The sequence below is a fragment of the Streptomyces sp. WM4235 genome, from assembly GCF_001279725.1.
In the GTDB taxonomy this organism is placed as follows: domain Bacteria; phylum Actinomycetota; class Actinomycetes; order Streptomycetales; family Streptomycetaceae; genus Streptomyces.
Genome location: NZ_LGDE01000309.1, coordinates 1 through 407, shown reverse-complemented (window position 1 = coordinate 407; position 407 = coordinate 1). Strand labels below are relative to the sequence as shown.

1 pseudogene is annotated in these 407 nt (G+C 74.9%); it reads left to right on the top strand.

The features are described 5' to 3' along the window. Positions 1–407: pseudogene (locus tag ADK55_RS40500) on the top strand (hypothetical protein); the annotation flags it as partial.

Genomic DNA, 407 nt, shown 5'->3' with positions numbered 1-407 from the left:
GCTGGGGCGGTCGCCACGGTCGTCGCGACGGAAGGAGGGACGGTCGCCACCACCGGTGGGACGGCCACCACGGTCGTCATCACGACGCGGGTAGCTGGGACGGTCGCCACCGCGATCGTCGCGACGCTGGAAGCCACCGCCGCTGGGACGGTCACCGCGGTCGTCACGGCGCGGGTAGCTGGGGCGGTCGCCGCCACGGTCGTCACGGCGCTGGAAACCGCCGCCACCACCGGTGGGACGGCCACCGCGGTCATCGTCACGACGCGGGTAGCTCGGACGGTCGCCACCACGGTCATCGCGACGCTGGGAGCCACCGCGGTCGTCATCGCGGCGCGGGTAGCTGGGGCGGTCGCCGCCACGGTCGTCACGGCGCTGGAAGCCACCGCCGCTGGGACGGTCACCCCGGT